The sequence below is a fragment of the Rhodobacter sp. TJ_12 genome (assembly GCF_020023995.1).
Taxonomy (GTDB): Bacteria; Pseudomonadota; Alphaproteobacteria; order Rhodobacterales; family Rhodobacteraceae; genus Rhodobacter.
Genome location: NZ_NRRD01000005.1, coordinates 53,237 through 74,912 on the forward strand (window position 1 = coordinate 53,237; position 21,676 = coordinate 74,912).

The 21,676-nt window shown below is 61.0% G+C and carries 19 protein-coding genes; 12 read left to right on the plus strand and 7 right to left on the minus strand.

The window, feature by feature from the left end:
* Positions 1 to 18 precede the first annotated feature (18 nt).
* The 10 genes from CKO11_RS06210 to CKO11_RS06255 all read left to right on the plus strand — a co-directional run bounded on the left by CKO11_RS06210 (position 19) and on the right by CKO11_RS06255 (position 10,389).
* Positions 19 to 576: a flavin reductase family protein gene (locus CKO11_RS06210; RefSeq protein ID WP_223634528.1), complete on the plus strand. Its 558-nt coding sequence runs from the start codon at positions 19 to 21 to the stop codon at positions 574 to 576.
* Between the two features lie 88 nt (positions 577 to 664).
* Positions 665 to 1,519 carry a flagellar motor protein MotB gene (locus tag CKO11_RS06215; protein ID WP_223634531.1) on the plus strand — a complete coding sequence of 285 codons (855 nt, stop codon included), beginning with the start codon at positions 665 to 667 and terminating at the stop codon, positions 1,517 to 1,519.
* Between the two features lie 135 nt (positions 1,520 to 1,654).
* Positions 1,655 to 2,992 (plus strand): flagellar hook protein FlgE, encoded by a 1,338-nt coding sequence (locus CKO11_RS06220; protein WP_223634534.1) that lies wholly within the window; start codon positions 1,655 to 1,657, stop codon positions 2,990 to 2,992.
* Between the two features lie 31 nt (positions 2,993 to 3,023).
* Positions 3,024 to 4,481, plus strand: coding sequence for a flagellar hook-associated protein FlgK (gene flgK / locus CKO11_RS06225; protein ID WP_223634537.1), 1,458 nt, complete (start codon positions 3,024 to 3,026; stop codon positions 4,479 to 4,481).
* 1 nt (position 4,482) lies between these two features.
* Positions 4,483 to 5,496: a flagellin gene (locus CKO11_RS06230; RefSeq protein WP_223634540.1), complete on the plus strand. Its 1,014-nt coding sequence runs from the start codon at positions 4,483 to 4,485 to the stop codon at positions 5,494 to 5,496.
* Positions 5,497 to 5,549: 53 nt separating this feature from the next.
* Entirely contained in the window at positions 5,550 to 6,620 is a 1,071-nt protein-coding gene (locus CKO11_RS06235; RefSeq protein WP_263298412.1) for a flagellar basal body P-ring protein FlgI, read from the plus strand.
* 106 nt (positions 6,621 to 6,726) lie between these two features.
* Positions 6,727 to 7,395, plus strand: a complete 669-nt coding sequence (locus CKO11_RS06240; RefSeq protein WP_223634546.1) for a CerR family C-terminal domain-containing protein — start codon at positions 6,727 to 6,729, stop codon at positions 7,393 to 7,395.
* Complete coding sequence (locus CKO11_RS06245; RefSeq protein WP_223634549.1) at positions 7,392 to 8,339, plus strand: HlyD family secretion protein; 948 nt, start codon at positions 7,392 to 7,394, stop codon at positions 8,337 to 8,339. Before CKO11_RS06240 ends, CKO11_RS06245 begins: the two co-directional genes overlap by 4 nt.
* Positions 8,336 to 9,256, plus strand: coding sequence for an ABC transporter ATP-binding protein (locus CKO11_RS06250; RefSeq protein WP_223634552.1), 921 nt, complete (start codon positions 8,336 to 8,338; stop codon positions 9,254 to 9,256). Before CKO11_RS06245 ends, CKO11_RS06250 begins: the two co-directional genes overlap by 4 nt.
* Entirely contained in the window at positions 9,253 to 10,389 is a 1,137-nt protein-coding gene (locus tag CKO11_RS06255; RefSeq protein ID WP_223634555.1) for an ABC transporter permease, read from the plus strand. The genes CKO11_RS06250 and CKO11_RS06255 overlap by 4 nt, the downstream gene beginning before the upstream one ends.
* 33 nt (positions 10,390 to 10,422) lie before the next feature.
* Here CKO11_RS06255 and xylA read toward each other — a convergent pair whose 3' ends face one another.
* From xylA to xylF, 5 genes are all read right to left on the minus strand, one after another.
* On the minus strand, positions 10,423 to 11,724 hold the full coding sequence (gene xylA / locus CKO11_RS06260; RefSeq protein ID WP_223634560.1) for a xylose isomerase: 1,302 nt from the start codon (positions 11,722 to 11,724) through the stop codon (positions 10,423 to 10,425).
* Positions 11,721 to 13,157, minus strand: a complete 1,437-nt coding sequence (xylB, locus tag CKO11_RS06265) for a xylulokinase (protein ID WP_223634563.1) — start codon at positions 13,155 to 13,157, stop codon at positions 11,721 to 11,723. The genes xylA and xylB overlap by 4 nt, the downstream gene beginning before the upstream one ends.
* Positions 13,157 to 13,918, minus strand: a complete 762-nt coding sequence (locus CKO11_RS06270) for an ATP-binding cassette domain-containing protein (RefSeq protein ID WP_223634565.1) — start codon at positions 13,916 to 13,918, stop codon at positions 13,157 to 13,159. The genes xylB and CKO11_RS06270 overlap by 1 nt, the downstream gene beginning before the upstream one ends.
* Positions 13,915 to 15,204 (minus strand): sugar ABC transporter permease, encoded by a 1,290-nt coding sequence (locus CKO11_RS06275; RefSeq protein WP_223634568.1) that lies wholly within the window; start codon positions 15,202 to 15,204, stop codon positions 13,915 to 13,917. Before CKO11_RS06275 ends, CKO11_RS06270 begins: the two co-directional genes overlap by 4 nt.
* Positions 15,205 to 15,293: 89 nt before the next feature.
* Positions 15,294 to 16,313 (minus strand): D-xylose ABC transporter substrate-binding protein, encoded by a 1,020-nt coding sequence (gene xylF / locus CKO11_RS06280; RefSeq protein WP_223634571.1) that lies wholly within the window; start codon positions 16,311 to 16,313, stop codon positions 15,294 to 15,296.
* 228 nt (positions 16,314 to 16,541) lie between these two features.
* Between xylF and CKO11_RS06285 the strand changes: the two genes are divergently transcribed.
* Both CKO11_RS06285 and CKO11_RS06290 read left to right on the plus strand, forming a co-directional pair.
* Positions 16,542 to 17,810 (plus strand): ROK family protein, encoded by a 1,269-nt coding sequence (locus CKO11_RS06285; protein ID WP_223634574.1) that lies wholly within the window; start codon positions 16,542 to 16,544, stop codon positions 17,808 to 17,810.
* A complete protein-coding gene (locus tag CKO11_RS06290) occupies positions 17,807 to 19,294 on the plus strand; it encodes a CRTAC1 family protein (protein ID WP_223634576.1) in 1,488 nt (495 codons plus the stop codon). The genes CKO11_RS06285 and CKO11_RS06290 overlap by 4 nt, the downstream gene beginning before the upstream one ends.
* Here the strand turns inward: CKO11_RS06290 and CKO11_RS06295 are convergent, their stop codons facing one another.
* Entirely contained in the window at positions 19,295 to 20,632 is a 1,338-nt protein-coding gene (locus CKO11_RS06295) for a cytochrome-c peroxidase (RefSeq protein WP_223634578.1), read from the minus strand.
* Complete coding sequence (mgrA, locus tag CKO11_RS06300) at positions 20,605 to 21,633, minus strand: L-glyceraldehyde 3-phosphate reductase (RefSeq protein WP_223634581.1); 1,029 nt, start codon at positions 21,631 to 21,633, stop codon at positions 20,605 to 20,607. The genes CKO11_RS06295 and mgrA overlap by 28 nt, the downstream gene beginning before the upstream one ends.
* Between the last annotated feature and the right edge of the window lie 43 nt (positions 21,634 to 21,676).

Sequence of the window (21,676 nt, forward strand, 5' to 3'; positions counted from 1 at the left end):
GCCCCGGCAGGAGGAAAGATGAGCGAAAGCGACGATATCGACGCGAGCCTGAGCGCGGCCGAGGCAGCCAGCCTTGGCCATGTGCCAAGCCCCGATGACCCGCGCCTGTTGCGCGATGCCTTGGGGCGCTTTGCCACCGGGGTCACCGTGGTCACCGCCCGCGAAGAAGGCGGCGGCGACCCGATCGCGATCACCGTGAATTCCTTTGCATCGGTGTCGCTTGATCCGCCCTTGGTGCTGTGGTCGGCGGCGCGGTCTTCGATGCGGCATCGCCATTTTACCGCCGCGCCCGCCTTTGCCATTCATGTGCTTGGCGCCGAGCAAGCGGATCTGGCGAAGCGATTCGCCTCTTCCTCCGGGCCGGGATTTGCGGGGCTAGCCTACCAGCTCAACGACCAAGATGTGCCGCTTTTTGACACCTGCTTGGCACGGTTTGAATGCACGACCGAGGCGATGCATGAGGGCGGCGATCACACGATCATCATCGGCCAAGTGGACCGCTTCACGCTTTGCACCAAAGGCGCCCCTTTGTGCTTTTTCGGCGGCAAATTCGGCGGGTTCGACCCTGCGGGCTAAGCCTCGAAACGCATTGCATTTTATCCGTTAAGCGTGGCTTAAGTCGAAGCTGCTACCTCTTGTCTCGGGTGAAATAGAGGTGGTGGATATGGCGGCGCGTGACAACGCGGCTCCGGTCATCATCAAACGTAAGAAGGTCGTCGGCGGCGATGGGCACCACGGTGGGGCGTGGAAAGTGGCCTATGCTGACTTCGTGACCGCCATGATGGCCTTCTTTCTGTTGATGTGGCTGTTGAACGCAACAACCGAAAAACAACGCAAGGGCATCGCGGATTACTTCAATCCGACGATTCCGATCAACCGGATCTCGGGCGGGGGCGAAGGCGCCTTTGGCGGCGATTCCGTCTTTTCCGAAGACCAGATCGCGCAAACCGGCACCGGCGCGGCGGGGCAACGCCCCACCGAAGAACGTCAGGCGCGCGGCGACAGTGGCACATCCGAAGACAAGACCGCCGATGCGGAAAAAGAAGCCTTCGAGGAGATGGCCCGTAAGATCGAGCAGGCGTTGCAAGGCGTCGGCGGCGAATCGATGGTCAGCGAGCAAATGGCGCGCCATATCCTGACCAAGGTCACCGACGAAGGTCTGATCGTCGAATTCTTCGATTTGGAAGAGGAACCGCTGTTTACCGGGGAAACCGCGCAGCCCGAACCGATTCTTGAAGAAATCGCGCAGATGCTGACGCGGGTGTTCAGCTATGCCACCAACGGCGTGGCGATTAATGGCCATACCCGGTCTTACCCCTCGATGCTGCGGCAAAATCCGGTCTGGGATCTGTCGACCGAACGGGCGCAAACGATGCGCATGCTGATGGAAGGCGACGGCTTCGAAGCCAAGAGAATCCAACGGGTTTCGGGCTTTGCCGACCGAAAACAGGCGATCGAGGTGCCCCTGTCGGTGCGCAACAACCGCCTTGAGGTGATCTTGCTGCGCAACGGGCGTTAAGCCGTCCGTTGCCGCACCAGCCTCGCCCGGCAGCAGACAAAGAAATCCGGCGCATTTTAGGTGTTAGGTCCATCTTAACGACGCCTACGGCAGTGTGGCGGTCGATCAAGGGACCAGCAGCAGAAAGGCGCCCCCATGTCCATTTCTTCCTCGCTCAACGCCGGTGTGGCCGGTCTTGCGGCCAACGCGACGCGTCTTGCGACGATTTCCGACAACATCGCCAACTCCGGCACCTATGGCTATAAGCGGGCGACCGCGGATTTCGAAAGCATGGTGCTGACGCAATCGCGCAGCGCGGGCACCTATTCGGCGGGCGGCGTGCGCGCCACGACGGGCCGCCTGATCGACGAGCGCGGCTCGCTTGTTGGCACCTCCAACGCGATGGATATCGCCATTTCGGGCCGCGGCTTCCTGCCCGTGGCCACCACGTCGGGGCTGATCAACGGGCTTGGCTCGCAGCCGCTGATGATGACCACGACGGGCTCGTTCCACACAGATAAAGATGGCGTTCTGCGCACCGACTCGGGTCTGGTGCTTTTGGGCTGGGCGGCCAATGCCGACGGCACGATCCCGCTGCAACCGCGTGACACGACGGCCGGTCTGCAGCCGGTGGTAATAAATGCCAACCAGACCGCGGGCGACCCGACCACGGTGATGAACCTTGGCATCAACTTGCCCGCCACCGAAACCATGGCCGGGGCCAGCGACCAGAACCTGACCTCGTCAATCGAATATTTTGGCAACCTCGGCACGTCGAACACGCTTCAGGTGACCTTCGACCCGACCGTTCCGGCCGCCGGCGCCTCGAACCAATGGACGATGACAATCACCGATTCCGCCACCACCACCGACCCGCTGGGCCTTGGTGTCGGCGTTCTGGGCCAATACACGCTGGACTTCGACAACACGACGGCGAACGGCGGCACCCTGTCGGGCGTCACCGAGATTGGCGCCAGCCCGGTCTGGAACGGCACCACCGGCACCATTGATCTTTCGGTGGAAGACGGCCTGCAAAACATCACCGCAACGATCGGGACGCTGGGCGATACCAACGGCCTGACCCAGCTTGCTACCGATTTCGCGCCGACCTCGATCACCAAAGACGGCTCTCCGGTGGGGAACCTGACCGCGGTGGAGATCGACGAGAACGGCTTCATCAAGGCGACCTATGACACCGGCTTCATCCGCACCGTCTATCAGGTGCCGCTGAGTGATGTGGCCAACCCGAACGGGCTGACCGCGCTGGACAACCAGACCTACCAAGTTTCGTCGAATTCGGGCTCGTTCTACCTTTGGGATGCGGGCGATGGGCCGACCGGCGCAATTGAAGGCTATGCCCGCGAAGGCTCGGCCGTGGACGTGGCGCACGAACTGACCAGCCTGATCCAAACGCAGCGCGCCTATTCGTCGAATGCGAAGGTCATCCAGACCGTCGACGAGATGCTGCAGGAGACGACCAACATCAAACGCTAAGGCAAAACGCCTGAGTGAGAGGAGCTGACACATGGTGGGCATCGCGGGTGCACTCAACAATGCCGTAACCGGGCTGACTGCAGCGGGCCGGGCGGCCGAAGTCGTCTCCTCGAACGTTGCGAATGTGATGACCGAAGGCTACGCACGCCGCGAATTGTCCCTGTCTTCCGACACGCTCGGGGGAGATGGCGGCGGCGTGCGGATCAATGGTGTCAATCGCATGGTCGATGAAACCTTGTTGCAAGACAGACGTCTTGCCGATGCAGCCTCGGCCAATGCCAGCGCGCGCACCAGCTTTTACAGCCGGTTCGAAAACCAATTGGGCGACCCGACCACCGAAGGGTCGCTCAGCTGGACTGTCTCGCAATTTGAAGACGCACTTCTGTCGGCGTCCAGCATGCCCGATAGCACCGCACGACTGTCCAGCGCGGTCGATGCCGCGCGCACTGTGGCGGACAAACTGAATACGGTTTCCGCGGATCTGCAACAGACCCGGCTGGAAGCGGATCGCTCGATTGCCAATCAGGTGAACACCCTGAACGAAACGCTGGGTGAGATCGAACTGCTCAACCGCACCATCACCACGCAAATTGCGATGGGGCGCGATGCCAATGGCCTGATGGACGAGCGGCAAATGCTGGTCGACAACATTTCCGAGATCGTGCCGATCAAAGTCGTGCAGCGCGATAACAACCAGATTGCGCTATTTACCAAGGGCGGGGGCATCTTGCTCGATGGCCATGCCTATGACATCGGCTTCACCGGGGCGGGCGTGATGTCCGCCAGTATGACGCTTGCCGGTGGGCAGCTTTCGGGCATCACCGTCAATGGCCAACCGATGACCACGGGTGCCGGCAGCCAGTTTGACGGCGGCACGCTGGGCGCAGCTTTTGCGGTGCGTGACGATCTTGCCCCGCAGGCGCAAGCCAAGCTGGATGCCGTGGCGCGGGATCTGATTTCCCGCTTTGAAAGCAGCGCCGTTGACCCGACGCTGAACCCCGGTGATCCGGGCCTGTTCACGGATATGGGCGGGCCGCTTGTCGTTGCCAACGAGGCCGGTCTGGCCGGGCGTATCTCGCTTAATGCGATCGTGGACCCGCAGCAAAGCGGCGCGGTCTGGCATATGCGCGATGGCTTGGGGGCCGCAACGCCGGGCGTCGTCAGCGATGCGACACTGCTCAATGCGATGACCGCAGCGATGACCGCGCAGACCGTCCCTGCCTCGGGCAATTTCGGCGCGCAGCAACGCTCGATGGCGGGCCTGTCGGCGGATATCATGTCCTTCGCCTCGTCGTCACGGCAGTCGTCAGAATTGACCCAAGGCTACGCCAATGCACGGCAAGAGGCGCTGCACGAGATGGCGCTCGCAGAGGGGGTCGACACCGATTACGAGATGCAAACCCTTCTTGTCGTTGAAAAAGCCTATTCGGCGAATGCGCGCGTGATCCAGACCATCGACGCCCTCATCCAGCAACTTCTGGAGCTCTGACATGAAGTATATGTCCGTTGGCGACATGGCCCAGACCTACATGATGCGCAATCACAATGCGCAGCTTAAAACGACGATGAACCGGCTCTCGTCAGAGCTGGTGACCGGCGTTACCGGCGATGTCGGCGCGGCTGTGGGCGGCGATTTTACCGCCCTCGCCTCGATCGAACGGTCTTTGTCGCGGGCAGATGTGCTCAACCAAGTCGCGGTGGAAACCAATCTGCTGGCGAGCAGCCAACAATCTGCGCTTGAACTGATGCAGGGGCATGCCAATGATCTTGGATCGACCCTGATGTCGATCACGACCACAACGCATACGACAGAGATTGCGACCGGGGCACAAGATGCGGAAATCCGCTTTTCCTCGATCCTGGATGCACTCAACACCAATGTCGCCGGGCGTTATGTGATGTCGGGCAATACGACCGACACCCTACCCGTGGCCGATTCAAACACCATCATGACCGCCTTGAAAGCCGCGACCAGCGCAGCGCTCAGCGGGACAGATGTGGTAACGGCGGTCGATGCGTGGTTCGACCAACCCGTGGGCGGCGGCGGCTTCTTGGATGTTGCGTATTTTGGCAGCCAAAACCCGCTTGCGCCGGTGCAAATCTCTGACAGCGATCATGCGCAGATCACGCTGACGGCGGCCGATAGCGACATTCGTGAGCTTCTCAAAGGGTTCGCCTTGGCGACACTGGTTTCGCAAGATGCGGTCCCCAACAACCAAACCGCACGCGCGTTTGTGATGCAGGCGGCGGGGGAACGGATGGTGACCGCGGATGCCGCGCTGTCCACGGTGCGCGCGAATGTCGGTCTGGTTGAAGGCCAGTTGGAAAGCGCCCAAACCCGCAACACCGCCCAGAAATCGTCTTTGGAAATCGCCAAAAACGAATTGATCGGCGTCGATCCCTATGACGGCGCCACCGCGCTGGAAGCGGTGCAGTCGCAGCTTGAAACCCTCTACACGCTGACCTCCCGCGTGTCGCAACTGTCGCTGACGGATTACATCTGATGAAGGCCCCGATGAAACTTCTTTGTCTCGTTCTTGCGCTGATTGCGCCGCTGATGATGATCGCCCCGCCCGCCGAAGCCGCGCCGATCCGGATCAAGGATCTGGTCGAATTCGACGGCGTGCGCGGCAACGATCTGGTGGGCTACGGCCTTGTCGTCGGGCTCAATGGCACCGGCGACGGGATGCGCAATGCGCCCTTCACCGAAGATATCATGTCCAATATCCTCGAACGGCTGGGCGTTAACGTTACTGGCGAGCAGTTCCGACCCAAGAACGTCGCCGCCGTCATGGTCACCGCTTCGCTGCCGCCCTTTGCGCGTGCGGGCGGCAAGATCGACGTTACGGTTTCGGCAATTGGCGATGCCAAAAGCCTGCTGGGTGGCACACTCATCATGACACCCCTTAACGCGGCCGATGGCGAGATTTATGCCGTCGCCCAAGGCGCGGTGATCGCGGGCGGTGTCGCCGCGCAGGGCCAAGGGGCCGCCGTAACGCAAGGCGTGCCGACCTCTGGCCTGATCCCCTCGGGGGCGCATATCGAACGCGAGATCGGCTTTGAGTTGAACAGCCTGTCCTCCATCCGGCTGGCGCTGCGCACGCCCGATTTCACCACCGCTTTGCGGATTGAAAAGGTGATCAACGGTGAATTCGGCCGCCGTATCGCCACGATGGAAGATTCCGGCACCGTGACCGTGAATGTCAGCAATGCCGGCATGCGCTCGGCCGCGCATGTTCTGGGGCGTCTTGAAAATCTTGATGTTGAGCCCGAACAACGCGCCCGCGTCGTGGTGGATCAACGCTCGGGTACGATTGTCATGGGTGAAGATGTGCGCATCTCGCGCGTCGCGGTCAGCCAAGGCAATTTGACCCTGCGGGTGCAGGAAACCCCGCTTGTCGTGCAACCCAACCCCTTCGCCCGCGGTGAAACCGTGGTGGTGCCGCGCACCCAAGCCGAGATTGCGGAAGAACCCGGGGTTCAGATGGCCGAGGTCGCCGAAACCAGCTCGCTCTCTGATGTGGTGGCAGGTCTCAACGCCCTTGGTGTCAGCCCGCGTGACATGATCGACATTCTCAAAAGCATCAATGCCGCCGGTGCGCTGCATGCCGAATTTGTCGTGAACTAAGCCTTCAAGGCAGAATAGAGCCTTTTTAGACCCGACCCAGTCATTCACTGGGTCGGGTTTTTCTGCCACCATTGACTAATCAAACGTTTGATTGAATTCTAGTGTCATGGCAGAACGAGTCGATTCCAAAACCGTAGCCCTCTCAGACCCCGGCACAGCCGGCGATCTGCTGCGGGCCGCCATCGCAATTTTTGGGCAAAAGGGGTTCGATGGGACCTCCACCCGCGAAATTGCCGCCGCCGCAAAAACCAATGTCGCCTCGATCGCTTATCACTTCGGCGGGAAAGCGGGGTTACGCCGCGCCTGCGCCGAAGCCTTTGCCAGCCATATCGGGGCCCTATTAAACCTTGAGGCTTTGCCCGAACCAACAACGCCGCAAGCCGCCGAAGCGTTGATCTTGGCAATTGTCGAGCGTTTCGCCGCGCATATGATCGCCGATCATGACATGCAAACCAGTGTGACCTTCATGCTGCGCGAGGTGGCAAGCGGTAGCCCTGGGCTGGACAGTTTTTACGATCAACTCGTCGTCCCGGCGCATTCGCGCTTTTGCCGGTTGTGGGAAACCGCGACAGGCGCCCCGGCAGAGGCCGAAACGACGAAGCTGATGATCTTCACCGCGCTGGGTCAGATCCTTTACTTCCGCATCGGCGCCCCGGTCGTGACGCGGCGGATGGGCTGGGACGCGCTGGGCCCCGATGAGACCGCCCGCATCGTCGACATCTTGAAATCCAACATCACCGCGCTGATCGCGCAGCATAGAAGGACCACGCCATGAGCCTTTGTTCGTTGCCGATCATTGCGGCGTTCTTTGCCGCTTGCGTTCCCCCCGCCGTGCTGGCCACGGGCTATGTCGAAGGTGAACATGTTGCCCTCGCCCCGGTTTCACAGGCCGAATTGCGTCAATTGGAGGTGGCCCGCGGGGATCGGGTCAGCGCGGGGCAAAGACTGGCGTTGCAAGAAGACCGCGATGCCACCATCGCGCTGGAACAGGCCCGCGCAGCTTTGGCACAGGCCCAAAGCCAGCTGGAAAACCTGCAACAGGGCAAACGCCCCGAGGAAATTCGGGTGATTGCGGCGGCGCTGGCTTCGGCCCGTGCGCAATTGATGGAAACGCGCCGCACGGCTACGCGCTATGAAACGCTGGCCGCGCGCGGCGCCGCGACCGAAGCCCAGCGCGAAGATGCGCAAACCGCCCTTACGGTGGCGGAAGCAAAAGTGGCTGAAATAGAGGCCAATCTGGCCGTGGCCAAACTGCCCGCCCGCCCCGCGGAAATCGCCGCCGCCAAGGCCCGTATGCGCGCTGGCCAAGCCAGCGTCGAAAAGGCGCAATGGTTGTTGGACAAGCGCCAGATCACCGCGCCCGCCAATGGCGTGGTCTCGGATCTGTTGCGCCGCCCCGGCGAGATGACCGGGCCCAGCGCGCCGGTGCTGACCCTGCTGCCCGACGGTGCGGTGAAGCTGCGCCTTTACGTGCCCGAGAGCGAGATTGCCGCGATCCACCCCGACAGCCGGCTGCGCATCAATTGCGATGGCTGCGCGCCGGGGCTGACCGCCGTGGTCAGCTATATTTCCGACGGGCCAGAATTCACGCCGCCGGTGATCTATTCGCTGCAAAACCGCCAAAAGCTTGTCTATCTGGTCGAGGCCCGGCCCGAAGGCGATACCCGTCTCAAACCCGGCCAAATCGTCGATGCCAGTCTGGCCGGGCCCGGCCAATGACCGAAGCGCCCGCCATCACGGTCACCGATCTGGTCAAGATTTTTGGCGACCGCACGGTGGTCGATCATGTCTCGATGCAGGCGAACCGGGGCGAGATCGTCGGCTTTTTAGGGCCGAATGGTTCGGGCAAAACCACCACCATTCGGATGATGTGCGGGCTTTTGACCCCCGATGGCGGCACTGGCTCGGTTTTGGGCCATGACATTTTGCGCGAACAACGCGAGATCAAGCGCGAGATCGGCTATATGACCCAGCGCTTCAGCTTTTACGAAGACCTGACGCTTGAAGAAAACCTGACCTTCGTGGCCGGGGTCTACGGCCTGCCCCGGCGCGCCGTGGCAGATACGCTCGAAGATCTGGGGCTGAGCAGCCGCAAACGGCAATTGGCGGGCTCACTTTCGGGTGGCTGGAAGCAGCGGCTCGCGCTCGCCGCCTGCTTGATGCATTCACCGCAGCTTTTGATGCTGGATGAGCCCACCGCCGGGGTGGACCCAAAGGCGCGGCGCGAATTTTGGGATGAAATTCACCACCGGGCCGCTGATGGGCTGACGGTCCTTGTCTCGACCCATTACATGGACGAGGCCGAGCGCTGTCAGCGGATCAATTACATCTCTTACGGCAAGCTGATCTCGCATGGCACGGTCGATCAGGTCGTGCGCGATGCCGGGCTGACCACCGTGATCTTGCGCGGGGGGGACCTTGTGGCCGCCCAAAAGCAGCTTTTGGGCCAGGATGGGGTCGATCAGATCGCGCCTTATGGCACCGATCTGCATGTGATCGGGCGCGATGGCGCGGCCCTGCGCCACGCCGCGCAAGCAGTGGCAAAAAACACCGGAGCCAGCGTCACCGATGCCGACACCAGTCTGGAAGATGTGTTCATCCAGCTTATGGGGGCCTCAAAGGACAATATGGAATGAAACGCTTTCTGTCCTTGCGCCGCTTGATCACCATCATCCGCAAAGAAGCGGTGCAGATGCGCCGCGACCGGATCACTTTCGCGATGATGCTGGGCGTGCCCTTGATGCAGCTTTTGCTGTTTGGTTTTGCGATCAACAATGACCCAAAGGGCCTGCCCGCCGCACTCGTGGCCACGGCGCAAGATCGGTTTAGCCGGTCCATGGTCAGCGCGCTGGAACTGACGGGCTATTATCGATTCACCCATCCTTATGTCTCTGCCGCAGAAGCGGAAGAATTGATGGCCACGGGGCAGGTCAGCTTTGTGGTCACCATGCCATCCGATTTTGGCACCAAGGTTTTGCGCGGCGAGCATCCGCAGATCTTGATCGAGGCCGATGCCACAGACCCTTCCGTTGCCTCGGGCGCGATTTCCACTTTGGGCACCGTGGCCGCGCAGGCCCTTTTGCGCGAAAGCGGCTCTAACACGGCTGAAAATGCCACTTCCGCCAACCAAGTCGATGTCGTGGTGCACCGCCGCTACAACCCCGAAGGTGTCACCCAATACAACATCGTGCCCGGCCTTCTGGGCGTGATCTTGCAAATGACGATGGTGATGATGACGGCGATGGCGCTGACCCGCGAGGTGGAGCGCGGCACGATGGAAAACCTGCTGTCCATGCCCGTCACGCCGATTGAGGTAATGCTGGGCAAGGTGCTCCCTTATTTTATTGTCGGCGCGGTACAAGTCTCGGTCGTGCTGATCGCGGCGCAGCTTCTGTTTGGCGTGCCGTTCTTTGGCAGCTTGTGGCTGCTCCTGCTGGGTGTCTTCATCTTTGTGATGGCGCTGGTGGTGCTGGGTTATGTCTTTTCCACGCTGGCGCGCACGCAAATGCAGGCGATGCAGCTCACCTTCTTTTACTTCCTGCCCTCGATCTTGCTGTCGGGCTTCATGTTCCCGTTTCGCGGCATGCCGATTTGGGCGCAATGGCTTGGGGAAACGCTGCCGCTCACCCATTTTCTGCGGCTCATCCGGGCGGTGATGTTGAAAGGGGCGAGCCTTGGCGAGGTGGCGCAGCCCCTACTAACGCTGACGGGCTTTGCCTTTGTGTTTTCGCTTCTGGCGCTCAGCCGGTTTCGCCAAACGCTGGATTGAAAAGGGCCGCCTTTGCGGCGGCCCTTTCGTGGCTCAAACGAACCGATTCCAGAGGTTTTCAAGCCGTTCTTGGCGGCCTGAACGCGGCTCGGGATTGATGCCTTTCTCGCGCACCAAAGCCTCGATACTGGCTAGATCTGAACCAAGCATCGCTTGCGCCTCGGGCGTGTCCCAGCCCGCATAACGCGCGGCCCTGTTCGCTTCGAGACTGCCATCTTCCAAAAGCGCCGCTGCGGCCTTGAGCGCGCGGGCGCAGACATCCATCGCCCCCGCATGGGCCAAGATCAGATCTTCCGCGTCAAGCGATTGACGGCGCAGTTTTGCATCAAAGTTGGTGCCGCCGGTGGTAAACCCGCCCGCTTTCAAAATCTCATAGTAAGCGCGGGCAATCTCGGGCACAGAATCCGGGAATTGGTCGGTATCCCAGCCCGATTGATAATCGTTCCGGTTCATGTCGATCGAGCCCAAAATGCCCAGCGAAGCCGCAAGCGCCAGTTCATGCTCAAAGCTATGCCCCGCCAAAATCGCATGGCCCTGCTCGATGTTCAGCTTCACCTCGTTCTCTAGGCCAAAGCGCTTGAGGAAGCCGTAAACCGTGGCAACATCATAGTCATATTGATGCTTGGAGGGTTCTTGCGGTTTTGGCTCGATCAAGATCGTGCCTTTGAAGCCGATCTTGTGCTTATACTCGACCACCATCTGCAAGAACCGCCCGGCATGTTCCGCCTCGCGCGTCAAATCTGTGTTGAGCAGCGTCTCATAGCCTTCGCGCCCGCCCCAAAGCACATAGTTCTGCCCACCCAGCTTGTGGGTGGCATCCATGCAGGTTTTCACCGTCGCCGCCGACCAGGCAAACACATCCGGGTCGGGGTTGGTCGCCGCGCCCGACATGAAGCGGCGGTGGCTAAACAGGTTTGCCGTGCCCCAAAGCAGCTTGGTGCTCGACCCGTCCATCTTCTCACCGATGTAATCGACGATGGTTTGCAGGTTGCGGGTATTTTCGGCGAAATCCGCGCCTTCGGGGCGAATATCAGCATCGTGGAAGCAGAAGAACGGCGCTTGCAAGATATCGAACATCTCAAAGGCCACATCGGCTTTCAGCTTGGCCAGTTCAATCGTGTCACCAAACCACGGGCGCTGGAAGGTTTGCCCGCCAAACGGGTCGCCACCCGGCCAAGCAAAGCTGTGCCACCACGCCACGGCAAAGCGCAGATGCTCTGCCATGGTTTTGCCCGCCACGACTTCTTCGGGGTTGTAGTGGCGGAAGGCGAATTCGTTCGTCGTCTCCGGCCCCTCGTAGCGGATTTGCGGGATACCCTTGAAGAAATCGGTCATGTCAGTCCTCGGATTGCGGCCTGCGCCGCGCGGTAGCGGGCATGGCCTTCGTCAAATGCCGCACGCAAGCCTGAAACAGGCTCTATTACGGCTGAAATCGTGGGTTGGTGCGCCACTTCGGTGCCTGCGCCCGTGGCGGCCATCAGGGCCAAACGGGCCGCGCCAAAGGCGCCGCCAAAATCCCCCGCCACGGGCAGAGAAACCGGCGTGCCCAACGCGGTGGCAATCGCCTCGCACCAATAGCGCGATTTGGAGCCGCCGCCGACGGCCAGCAGGCTTTCAATCTGCGTGCCCGTCGCCGCCAAAGCATCGCGGCAATCGCGAATGGCATAGGTCACGCCTTCCAGAACCGCGCGGGTGGCCCCCTCGCGGTCGGTCGCATGCTCAAGCCCGATAAACGCCCCGCGAATGGCGGCATCATTCAGCGGTGTGCGCTCGCCCCCCAAATAGGGCAGAAACAGGGTCTTTGCCGGGGCTTCCAACGCGTTCAGATCCGCCGTCAACGCCTGCGGTTCGGCCCCTACCAAACGCGCATACCAATTCAGCGCATCGGTGGCCGACAAGATCACCCCCATCTGGTGCCATGTGCCGGGCAGCGCGTGGCAAAAGGTGTGCACAGCGGTCGCGGCATCGGGCTGATAGCCGTCATTGGCCGCGAACAGCACGCCCGAGGTGCCAAGGCTGACAAACGCCTGCCCCGCCTTCACAACCCCCACACCAATGCCAGAGGCGGCATTGTCGCCGCCGCCACCGGCGACCACAGCACCAGAAGGAATGCCGAACCGGTCCGCCAATTCCGGGCGGAGTAGACCCGAAACCTCGGCCCCTTCGACCAGTCGCGGCATCTGATCGCGGCGCATGCCCGAGGCACTAAGCAACTCTTCCGACCAATCGCGTTTGCCAACATCCAGCCAAGCGGTGCCCGCCGCATCGGACATCTCCGCCACATGCTCGCCCGTCAGCCACAGCCGCAGATAGTCTTTTGGCAAAAGCACCTTGGCGACGCGGGCGAAAATAGCGGGTTCATGCTTGGCGACCCAAACCAGCTTCGGCGCGGTGAATCCGGGAAAGACGATATTGCCCGAAAGCGCGCGGAAGATCGGCTGCGCATCAAGTTCTGCCGCCTCCACATGCGAGCGGGTATCGTTCCACAAAATGCACGGGCGCAGCACATCATCCGAAGCATCAAGCAATGTTGCCCCGTGCATTTGCCCCGAAAGGCCGATGCCGCGCAAACTGCCCAAACCAAACCCAGCCAGCTCCGCCAGCACTTTTTCTGCGGCCCCGATCCAATCTGCCGGCGCCTGTTCGGACCAGCCCTCATACGGGCGCGACACGCTCAGCGGCGCGGTTGCCTCGGCCAGAACCTTTTGATCCGCGTCGATCAAAATGCCCTTCAGCCCAGACGTGCCCAGATCGAGACCAAGATACATCAGACCATCCCCCCATCTGGTTTTTTGCCCAAGATGATCATGCCCAGAATGTCTTCATCTGTGACCTCATTCACATTCACCGTGCCGACAAGCTGGCCATTCTTCATGACCGAGGCGCGGTCGCACAGCTTCATGACGTTATGAATGTCATGCTCAATCAAGAAGATGCCCAAGCCTTGGGCCTTCAGTTCCTGAATAAGCTCTGCCACCATCTGGGTTTCATGCGGACCGAGCGCCGCGGTTGGCTCATCCATGATCAGGATCTTGGCGTTGAAATAGACCGCGCGCGCAATCGCCACCGATTGCCGCTGGCCGCCCGAAAGCGCCTTCACCGGCTCTTTGAATTTGCGGAAATTGGGGTTGAGACGGCCCATGATCTTGCGCGTCTCGGCCTCCATCTGCGCATCGTCAACAAAGCCCATGGGCGTTACCAACTCACGCCCGAGGAATAGGTTCGAGGCCGCATCGAGGTTATCGGCCAGCGCGAGCGTCTGGTAGATCGTCTCGATGTTGTAGCGGCGCGCATCGCGCGGATTACGAATCTCGGCCTTGTTGCCGTTGATATAAATCGCGCCGCTGTCCATTTGATAAGCGCCCGACAGGCACTTGATCAGGGTCGATTTGCCCGCACCGTTGTGGCCCAGCAGGCCCACAACTTCGCCCGGATAGAGATCAACCGTGACATGATCGACTGCCTTGATCCCGCCAAAGGCAATGGAAACATCGCGCAGTTCGACAAGCGGGGTTTCTTGAATGCTCATACCTTTTCCCCCGTGCGCTTGCGGTATTGAATGTCGATCCAGACGGCCAGCACCAGCACGCCGCCAACCACGATGTTTTGGAACGGCGCATCTACGCCCACCATCGCCATGCCCGATTGCAGCGATTGCATGATGATTGCGCCCAGAACCGCGCCATAGATCGTGCCGATGCCACCCGCCAAAGCGGTGCCGCCAATGACCGCCGCCGCGATCACGCGCAACTCATCCAGCGTGCCGATATCATTGGTGTGGTTGGCCAAACGCGCTTGCGCCACCATCGCCGAAATCGCGCATAGCACCCCCATCAGGGTGAAAATCTTCACCGTCAGCATCCGCGTATTGATGCCCGAAAGCTCTGCCGCATCGGGGTTGCCCCCGGCGGCAAAAATATAGCGCCCCAACCGCGTGCGCTGGGCCAAAAGCGTCATCGCCACGGCAATGACGATCAGCAGCAGCACCGAGATCGGCAGACCATAATAGGCGGTGAACCCTTCGGGCATGACCTCGCCCGCTTCGGCGAATTGCCGTTTGAGCCGCCCGATCGGAATTTCATAGCTGTTCAGCAGCGCGACAAAGCCCATGATCGACATAACGGCAATGCCCATCAGCACGCCTTCGGCCCACATTGGCTTGACCGGAAATTCATGCCGGATCTTGGCTTGGCGGGCCCGCCACAGCACGAACACCGCCAAAACAGAAAAGATTGCGCCCAAAACCCACGACATGGTGGCGCCGATCGTGCCCTCGACCCCACCGACCAGGCGGAAGGTCGGGTCCAGCGGGCCCAGCGTTTGCCCATCGGTCAGATACCAGCCGACGTTGCGCCAAATCAGCAGCCCCCCCAGCGTGACGATAAAGGCCGGAATGCGCTGATAGCCGATCAGCCACCCATTGAACGCGCCGATCACCGCCCCGGTCACGATGCCGCCGATCACGGTCAGCGGCATGATCAGCGGATGGCCAAGGCCGAAATATTGCGGCAGCAATTGCACCTGCAACACCCCCATCACGGCGGAGCACATGGCCAAAACCGCGCCCACCGACAAATCGATGTGGCGCGTCACGATCACGAAAACCATCCCCGTCGCCATGATCGCCACCGAAACGGTCTGGATCGACAGGTTGAAGATGTTGCGGGGGGTCAAAAAGCGCCCATCGGTGAACACGTTGAAGACAAGGCAGATCAAGACGAAAGCGCCGATCATGCCCAAAAGCCGCGTGTCTACCTCTAGCGATTGCAACAGCGACCGCTTCGGGGCCGCCTCTTGCGGGGCCGAGTTGTTCATGGGGGTATCCGATTGCTGACGGGTCGCGCTGCGGCGCCTTTACGGGGCCGAACAAGGGCGGCCCTGCACAGGCCGCCCCAGGATTCAGATCAGTTGCAGGGCGCCGGGCCGTTGGAAACGCCCTGGCACAGCGTTTCTTGCGAGATCCAGCCCGCATCCACGACCACGCTCAGATTGTCTTGGGTGATTGGAACGGGCGCCAAGAACTTGGCCGTCATCATGGTGCCGGAGGGAGAGGTCCATTCCACCGCGCCATCAACATCGCTCATCGCGGCGCCGCCCGCCATCGACACGGCAATTTCGGCCGCCGCTTTGCCCAGCTCGCGCGAGTCTTTCCAAACCGACACGGTCTGCGTGCCCAGCGCAATGCGGTTCAGCGCGGCGTGGTCACCATCTTGGCCAGAAACCGGAACCACCATACCTTGCGCCGAAAGCGCGGCCACCGCGCCACCGGCGGTGCCATCGTTCGAGGCCACAACCGCATCGACATTGTTGTCATTCGCGGTCAGGATTTGTTCCATGTTGCGCTGCGCATTCGCGGGCAGCCAGCCATCGGTATAGGCTTCGCCCACAATGGTGATATCGCCCGCGTCAATCGCGGCTTGCAGCACCTCTTGCTGACCGCCGCGCAGGAAATCCGCGTTCGGGTCGGTGGGCGAGCCCTTGATCATCACATAATTGCCGGTGGGCGCTTTTTCGAACACGGCACGCGCTTGCATCCGGCCCACTTCGACATTGTCGAAGGTCAGGTAAAAGGCGCGCGGGTCTTCGATCAGACGGTCATAGGCAATGACCGGAATCCCTTCATCGGCCGCCGCTTGCACCGCCGGGCCAATGGCGGCCGTGTCTTGTGCCAGCACGATCAGCGCATCCACACCCTGCGCCATCAAAGATTCAATATCCGACAATTGCTTGGCCGAGGACGATTGCGCATCGGCGGAAACATAGGTCGCACCGGCAGCCTCCAATGCCGATTTGATCGCCGCTTCATCGGTTTTCCAGCGCTCTTCTTGAAAGTTTGACCAAGACACGCCAACGGTCATGTCGGCATAGGCTGTGGTGGCAAGGCCGGCCGTCAGCGCGACGGCAGCCAAAAGGGGTTTATACATGTCTTCCTCCCGTTTTTGGCCCTTGCGAGCCGACCGGCGGATTCGCCGGAATACAAAAAGGATGGGCGCAATAATTTTAGTTGTCAAAATAAAAATACGCGCCAAGAATGACAGAATGCGGTATTTCCCGACAATAACGCTGCGTCGCGGCATATTTCTGGCGCTTTTCAGGGCGCATCTTGCTGCAAGCGCATTGTTTTGTTTACTTGGCGAAAGAAAGATGCGGGCATGAGAAAGGTTTCCACCATCGGGCGCGGCTCTGTGGGCTGCGGCCCGCTGATCCAGCCGCTCTCTGATACCGGGCGCCCGCTGCGCCAGCAGATCTTTGAGCGTGTCCGCGCCGCGGGCCAAATGGCGCGGGTCGGACTGGCCAAGGAATTGTGCATTTCCCCCGCCTCGGTCACCACGATCACATCGGAATTGATCGAAGCTGGGCTGCTCGAAGAGGTGCAGGCCAGCCGTGATGGTGAAACCGCGCGCGGACGCCCCGCCGTGGCGCTGCGCGTGCCCCCAAACCGCCGGCTTGTCGTGGGGATCAAACTTTCTGACCGCGAGCATACCGCCGTGCTGGTGGATTTCGCAGGCAATCTGATCGCGGGCGAGGCGATCCCGCGCAGCCCGGGCGCACTGGCGCTGGATTCGATCTTGGACGCCGCCGAACGGCTTTTGGATCGGGTCTGCGCCAAAGGCGGCGTCTCGCGCGACCGGATTGAGGCCTTGGGCCTCGGCGTGCCCGGTTTCGTCGATGGCGACAGCGGCGTGGTGCATTGGTCGCCCATTCTTTCCAGCCGCCATGTCGCGCTTCAGGCCGCCTTGCACGCGCGTCTGGGGCTAAGTGTTTTCATCGATAATGACGCCAATCTTGTGACACTGGCCGAACTGTGGTTCGGCGCCGGACGGCGATTGTCTGACTTTGCCGTGGTCACGATTGAACATGGCGTGGGCATGGGCTTTGTGATCAACCACCGGCTCTATCGCGGCGCACGCGGCATGGGGATGGAATTGGGCCATACCAAGGTGCAATTGGATGGCGCCTTGTGCCGGTGTGGCCAGCGCGGTTGCCTAGAGGCCTATATTGCCGATTACGCGCTGGTGCGCGAGGCGCAGACCGCGCTGAACCTGCCCTTGGGCGAAATGCAATCCGTGGGCGTGATGCTGGAAAGCCTGTTTGATCATGCCAAGGCGGGCAATGCGGCGGCGCGGTCAATCTTTCGCCGCGCGGGGCGCTATTTGGCGGTGGGGCTTTCCAATATCGTCAACCTGTTCGACCCGGCGCTGATCATATTGTCGGGCGAGCGGATGCGGTATGATTACCTTTATGCCTCCGAAACGCTGTCGGAAATGCATGCGATGATGCTCGATACCGGGCGCGACGCACCGCAGATTGAAACTCATGCTTGGGGCGATCTGCTTTGGGCGCATGGCGCGGCGGCGCTGGCCCTGCATGAGCTGACCGAACAATGGCTGGGCCCCAGCCGGGATATGGCGGCGCAATGAAACGCTTCGCGCTTTGCCTGATCGCTGTGCCGGCCTGTGCCGATCCGGTTTTCGTGGATGAAGCGGCGAGCCTCCCGCATTCGCAAATTTATGCGGGCGGGTGGGAGCATTTCGTGGGCGGCGGGGTCGCCGTGCTGGATTGCAACGGCGATGACCGGCCCGACTTGTTTGCGGCGGGCGGCGAAAACCCCGCCGCGTTGTTTGTAAACCAGTCCGCGCCGGGCAGGTCGTTTTACTTCATTTCAGGCAAAATAGAGCCTGTTTTAGGTGTAACCGGGGCTTATCCACTCGACATAGATTCCGATGGGGTGTTGGATCTGGCCGTGCTCCGTGCAGGCCCCAACCAGCTTTGGCGCGGTCTGGGCGATTGCCGCTTTGAGGATGCGACCGAAGCTTGGGGCCTGCCTACGCGCGATGATTGGACAACCTCTTTCACCGCCACATGGGAGAAGGGGCAAAACTTCCCCACGCTCTTCTTTGGCAATTACGTCGACCGCACCAACCCCGATGGCCCGTTCGAGGCCTGTGACAGCAACGCCCTGATGCGCCCAAATGGGGCGAATTATGCTGGATTAGAGCCTATTTCCCCGGGCTATTGCGCGCTTTCTGCCCTGATCACCGATTGGCGGCGCAGCGGCGAGCCGGAACTGCGCATCTCGAACGATCGCCATTACTATGTGCGCGGCGGCTATGAACAGATGTTCCGCCTGAAACCGCTGCAAGAGCGCAAAGATTGGCCGCATATCTCGCTTTGGGGCATGGGGATTGCCAGCCGCGACATCACCGGCGATGGCCTGCCCGAGGTGATGATGACCTCGATGGGGGATCAGCTTTTACAGATTAACCGTGGCGATCATTTTGAAAACGCGCCTTACGCGCGGGGCACATATGCGCAGCGGCCCTTTGTGGGCGACGATGGCCGCCCTTCCACCGGCTGGCACCCCGCCTTTGGCGATGTGGACAATGATGGCTTGGTGGATCTGTTCATCTCCAAGGGCAATGTGGACCAAATGCCCTCAAATGCGACGCATGACCCCAACAACCTGCTGATGCAGGCGCCAGATGGCACCTTTCACGAGGTTGCCGATACCGCCGGCATTGCCACCACGCATCGTTCACGCGGCGCGGCCTTGATCGATCTCAACGCCGATGGGCTGTTGGATTTGGTGGTGATGAACCGCCGCGCGCCAATGGAGCTTTGGCGCAATGCCACCGACAATACCGGCCATTGGGCCGAAATAGAGCCTATTCAGGCAGGCACCAACCCCCAAGCCGTGGGCGCTTGGGTCGAGCTGCGCGTGGGCGAGCGGGTCGAGACGCAAGAAGTCACCGTAGGCGGCGGCCATGCGGGGGGCGTGGCCGGGCCGCTCCATTTTGGGCTTGGCTCTGCCACGCAAGCCGAGGTGCGCGTGATTTGGCCCGATGGTGCGGTGGGGAACTGGCAGCCCGTCGCGCTGGATAAGCGCAAAAAGATCACCCGTTGATCACCGCTCCACTGGCAATCCGCTTGGCACGGTTTCGGGAATCCCAAGCCGCCCCTTAAGCGCGACCGGGTCCGAAAGCGTCTCTAAAAAGGCCAAAATCGCCTGCACCTCTTCGGCTGTGAGGTTCAGCCCCGGTGCGGCGGCGGCGCGGATGCGTGCAACCTCGCCCGGTTGATCCATCTCTGCCCAATCGGGTTTGGTGTTGGGCAGATCGGGCAAGACCGCCTGCGCGCGGTCATAATGATCCAGCGCCGCACCGCGTTGCGCATGATCGGCAATGAACGCGGCCAAATCACTGTGGCTGCCCGCATGGCCCCAAGGCCCGGTTTGCAGCACATTGCGCAGGCTTGGCGTGCGGAAGGCAAACAGATCTTTGGCCGCGCCGGTCACGCGAAAGCGCCCCTCATCGCGCGAATGGCTTTCAAACCGCTCTGCCTTGCCGGGGCCAAGCTGCGGAGCGCCCATCGCATGAAAGCCCTGATCGGTCAGGAACGGGCCGGAATGGCAGGCGGCACAGCCCGCCGATCCATAAAAAAGCTCCGACCCCTTGGCCGCCTTTGGCGAAAATTCCGCTTCCCCGCGTAAGACCGCATCAAAGGGGCTGGTGTCAGAACGCCACTCAAACGCAATGAACTGCGCAATCGCGTTGGAAATATCGGTGAAATTGAGCGCCCGGCCCGCTGCAATTTCGGGATAAGCGGCCTCAAACGCGGTTTGATATTCGGGGATCGCGGCCACCCGCGCCGAAATTCGGCTCCAGGCGCCATTGTCCCCCGTAATGAAGCCCGAACGCACCGCTTTGGACACCTCGTTTTCATTGTAATGCCCGGCCATTTCATCAGGCGACAGCACCGGAAACATGGTCTGTGCAGAAAGAACCGAGGCGAACCCGCTGACCATTTCCTCATCCATCGGCGTGCGGATGCCCGAGGGGCGCGTGGGGTCCACCCCAATTCGGCCATCATGGAAAAGATGCGTGAAATCCTTGGCCCCAAGGTTAAAAAGCGCGGGCGAGTTGCGCGGAATGCGCTGTTCGGGCGTGTTTTCCGCACTCACATGCCGGTCTACCCCCAAGCCGGTCGCCCCCTCGCCCAGCCCAAGGCTCAGCCCATCAGAGGTGCCCAAGCGCGGATGGTGGCAAGACACGCAGGCAATATTGCGATTGCCCGACAAGATCGGATCATAAAACAACAGCTGCCCCAGCCGCACCTCGTCCATATTAACCGGGGCATAATCGGCATCGGTGAGCGGTGGCGGCAAAGCCTCTGCCTGCACGGCAGAGGCCAAAAGAAGCCAGAATAGAGCCTGTTTTAGCGGTTTTCCGACGATCGCGCCCATAGGTTGATGGCCTCGTCCTGTGCGTGAAGATCAACCTCGGCCAGTTCTTCGGCGGTGAAGCTCAGGTTCCCCAATGCGCCGACGCAATCGGTGACCTGTTCGGGCCTTGAGGCCCCAATCAACGCCGAGGTGATCCCGCCGCGCAAAACCCAAGCAATCGCCATTTGCGCCAAGGTTTGCCCGCGCCTCTCGGCAATCGCATTCAACGCACGGATCTTTTCCAGCGCCTGATCGGTCAGCGTCTCGGGGCTCAGCGATTTGCCCTGCGCTGCGCGTGCCCCCTCGGGAATGCCTTTGAGGTATTTGTTGGTCAAAAGCCCCTGCGCCAGCGGGGTGAAGGCAATCGCGCCCACGCCAAACTCGGCCAAAGTCTCCACCAACCCGTCCCGTTCCACCCAGCGGTTGAGCATATTGTAGCTGGGCTGATGAATGAGCAAAGGCACGCCCAGGCCGCGCAAAATCTCTACCGCTTCGCGGGTGCGCACCGAATTGTAAGAGGAAATCCCCACATAAAGCGCCTTGCCAGAGCGCCAGATTTGCTCCAGCGCGCCCATCGTTTCATCCAAGGGCGTGTCCGGGTCAAAGCGATGCGAATAGAAGATATCGACGTAATCAAGCCCCATCCGCTTGAGCGATTGATCGCAAGAAGCCATCAAATACTTCCGGCTACCCCATTCGCCATAGGGCCCCGGCCACATGTTGTAGCCCGCTTTCGATGAGATGATCAGCTCATCACGATAGCCCGCGAAATCGGTCTGCAAAATCTCGCCAAAGGCCTCTTCGGCCGACCCGGGCGGCGGGCCGTAGTTGTTGGCCAGATCGAAATGGGTGATGCCAAGATCAAAGGCCGTGCGGCAGATGGCGCGCTTGGTGGCATGGGGCGTATCATGCCCAAAGTTGTGCCACAGGCCCAAGGACAGGGCCGGAAGCTTTAGCCCAGAGCGGCCACATTTGCGATAAAGCATCCCGTCATACCGGGTTTTCGCGGGGGTATAGGTCATGGTCTCCTCCAACTGCGGCAAGCAGACCACAGCCCCAAATGTT

Excerpts from the sequence above, each read along its gene's own strand:
- CKO11_RS06210 (WP_223634528.1), top strand. The coding sequence starts at position 19 with ATGAGCGAAAGCGACGATATCGACGCGAGCCTGAGCGCGGCCGAGGCA.
- CKO11_RS06215 (WP_223634531.1), top strand. The coding sequence starts at position 665 with ATGGCGGCGCGTGACAACGCGGCTCCGGTCATCATCAAACGTAAGAAG.
- CKO11_RS06220 (WP_223634534.1), top strand. The coding sequence starts at position 1,655 with ATGTCCATTTCTTCCTCGCTCAACGCCGGTGTGGCCGGTCTTGCGGCC.
- flgK (WP_223634537.1), top strand. The coding sequence starts at position 3,024 with ATGGTGGGCATCGCGGGTGCACTCAACAATGCCGTAACCGGGCTGACT.
- CKO11_RS06230 (WP_223634540.1), top strand. The coding sequence starts at position 4,483 with ATGAAGTATATGTCCGTTGGCGACATGGCCCAGACCTACATGATGCGC.
- CKO11_RS06235 (WP_263298412.1), top strand. The coding sequence starts at position 5,550 with ATGATGATCGCCCCGCCCGCCGAAGCCGCGCCGATCCGGATCAAGGAT.
- CKO11_RS06240 (WP_223634546.1), top strand. The coding sequence starts at position 6,727 with ATGGCAGAACGAGTCGATTCCAAAACCGTAGCCCTCTCAGACCCCGGC.
- CKO11_RS06245 (WP_223634549.1), top strand. The coding sequence starts at position 7,392 with ATGAGCCTTTGTTCGTTGCCGATCATTGCGGCGTTCTTTGCCGCTTGC.
- CKO11_RS06250 (WP_223634552.1), top strand. The coding sequence starts at position 8,336 with ATGACCGAAGCGCCCGCCATCACGGTCACCGATCTGGTCAAGATTTTT.
- CKO11_RS06255 (WP_223634555.1), top strand. The coding sequence starts at position 9,253 with ATGAAACGCTTTCTGTCCTTGCGCCGCTTGATCACCATCATCCGCAAA.
- xylA (WP_223634560.1), bottom strand. The coding sequence starts at position 11,724 with ATGACCGATTTCTTCAAGGGTATCCCGCAAATCCGCTACGAGGGGCCG.
- xylB (WP_223634563.1), bottom strand. The coding sequence starts at position 13,157 with ATGTATCTTGGTCTCGATCTGGGCACGTCTGGGCTGAAGGGCATTTTG.
- CKO11_RS06270 (WP_223634565.1), bottom strand. The coding sequence starts at position 13,918 with ATGAGCATTCAAGAAACCCCGCTTGTCGAACTGCGCGATGTTTCCATT.
- CKO11_RS06275 (WP_223634568.1), bottom strand. The coding sequence starts at position 15,204 with ATGAACAACTCGGCCCCGCAAGAGGCGGCCCCGAAGCGGTCGCTGTTG.
- xylF (WP_223634571.1), bottom strand. The coding sequence starts at position 16,313 with ATGTATAAACCCCTTTTGGCTGCCGTCGCGCTGACGGCCGGCCTTGCC.
- CKO11_RS06285 (WP_223634574.1), top strand. The coding sequence starts at position 16,542 with ATGAGAAAGGTTTCCACCATCGGGCGCGGCTCTGTGGGCTGCGGCCCG.
- CKO11_RS06290 (WP_223634576.1), top strand. The coding sequence starts at position 17,807 with ATGAAACGCTTCGCGCTTTGCCTGATCGCTGTGCCGGCCTGTGCCGAT.
- CKO11_RS06295 (WP_223634578.1), bottom strand. The coding sequence starts at position 20,632 with ATGGGCGCGATCGTCGGAAAACCGCTAAAACAGGCTCTATTCTGGCTT.
- mgrA (WP_223634581.1), bottom strand. The coding sequence starts at position 21,633 with ATGACCTATACCCCCGCGAAAACCCGGTATGACGGGATGCTTTATCGC.